Origin of the sequence: Streptomyces albidochromogenes (assembly GCF_005981925.1) — a bacterium.
Taxonomy (GTDB): domain Bacteria; phylum Actinomycetota; class Actinomycetes; order Streptomycetales; family Streptomycetaceae; genus Streptomyces; species Streptomyces albidochromogenes.
This window is the reverse complement of sequence record NZ_VBVX01000577.1, coordinates 1-1,765: the sequence shown is the minus strand read 5'-3', so window position 1 is coordinate 1,765 and position 1,765 is coordinate 1. Positions and strand designations below refer to the sequence as shown.

At 74.5% G+C, this 1,765-nt stretch carries 1 protein-coding gene; it reads left to right on the top strand.

What is annotated here, in order from left to right:
- Positions 1-145 precede the first annotated feature (145 nt).
- Complete coding sequence (locus E2E34_RS34000) at positions 146-1,564, top strand: DUF2252 domain-containing protein (protein ID WP_138905671.1); 1,419 nt, start codon at positions 146-148, stop codon at positions 1,562-1,564.
- The last annotated feature ends 201 nt before the right edge of the window (positions 1,565-1,765 follow it).

The following is a 1,765-nucleotide window of genomic DNA, read 5'->3' as shown; positions in this document are numbered from 1 at the left end:
GTCGGGCAGGGTTCGTCGGGCAGGGTCCCTCGGGTTGTCCACAGGGGGAGACGGTTGTCGGGGGACGGCGGTACGGTCGTGAGCAGTTGATGTTGGCGGCTGGAGGCCGGCGACGCTGCTGTGCGAGGCGGGGAGGCGGCGCACCATGACCGAGAACGAGACGGTGCGGTCCGGGCGGGTTCCGGAGGTGCCCGGGTTCGCGCCGTGCGAGGCGGGCGAGTCCGGGGAGTCGCCGAAGGCCCAGGGCAAGGCGTTGCGGTCGCGGGTGCCCAGGGCGTCGCACGATTCGCTGGTCCTCGCCGTGCAGCGGCCCGACGCGGTGCGCGCGGTCGAGGAGTCCAGCCGCGGCCGGGTCCCCGAGCTGACGCCGCTGCGGGTCGGCCGCATGGCGGCTTCCCCCTTCGCGTTCCTGCGCGGCTCGGCCGGGCTCATGGCGCACGACCTGGTGGGCACGCCGGTCACCGGGGTCGGCGCACAGATCTGCGGCGACGCGCACGGGGCCAACTTCGGCCTGTACGGCGACGCACGCGGCCGCCTGGTCATCGACCTGAACGACTTCGACGAGACCGTCGTCGGGCCGTGGGAATGGGACGTCAAGCGGCTGGCCACGTCACTGGTCCTCGCCGGGCGCCAGACCGGCGTCGACGAGGACACATGCCATCAGGCGGCCTACGACACGGTCGGGGCGTACCGGCGGACGATGCGGCTGCTGGCCAAGATGCCAGTGCTCGACGCGTGGAACGCCATCGCCGACGAGGAGCTCGTCTCGCACACCGACGCGCGGGATCTGCTCGGCACGCTGGAGCGGGTCTCGGAGAAGGCCCGTAACAACACCAGTGCGCGCTTCGCCGCGAAGGCCACGGCCGAGGGGCCCGGCGGGACGCGGCGCTTCGTGGACGCGCCGCCGGTGCTGCGGCGGGTGCCGGACCGGGAGGCGGCCGCGGTCGCCTCGGCGCTGGGCGGGTACCTCAAGACGCTGCCCGAGGACCGGCTGCCGCTGCTCGCCCGGTACGCGATCCACGACGTGGCGTTCCGGGTCGTCGGCACCGGCAGCGTGGGCACACGGTCGTACGTGGTGCTGCTGCTCGACCACCTCGGTGAGCCGCTGGTGCTCCAGGTGAAGGAGGCGCGGGCGTCGGCGCTGACGCCGTACCTGCCGCTGGCCGGCTTCCAGGTGCCGCCGGCCGGGCACGAGGGGCGCCGGGTGGTGCTCGGGCAGAAGCGGATGCAGGTGGTCAGCGACAACCTGTTGGGCTGGGCGGAGGTGGACGGGCGGCCGTACCAGGTGCGTCAGTTCCGCAACCGCAAGGGCAGCGTGGATCCGGCGGCGCTCGGGCCCGGCGAGCTCGACGACTACGGGCGGATGACCGGGGCGCTGCTGGCGCGGGCGCACGCGCACAGCATCGACCCCCGGCTGGTCGCCGGATACTGCGGGAAGAACGACGAGTTCGACGCGGCGGTGGCGCGTTTCGCGGTGGCGTACGCGGACCGCACCGAAGCCGATCACGGCGATCTGGTGGCGGCGGTCAAGGACGGGCGCATAGCCGCCGAGCCCGGGGTGTAGGCGGCGAGGACGCGGTCGAGGCGCCCCTTGCGGGCCGCGGGCCGCGGGCCGCGGGCCTGCGAGGCTTCGGGCCGCGGGCTTCGGGCCGCGGGCCTGCGAGGCTGCGGGCTTCCTGCCGGGTTTCGGCTGGTGGGTGTCCGGTACGGGTGCCGGGAGCCGGGTTTCGCGTGCCGCGCCGGGGGTGTGGGGTCGGTGTGACGT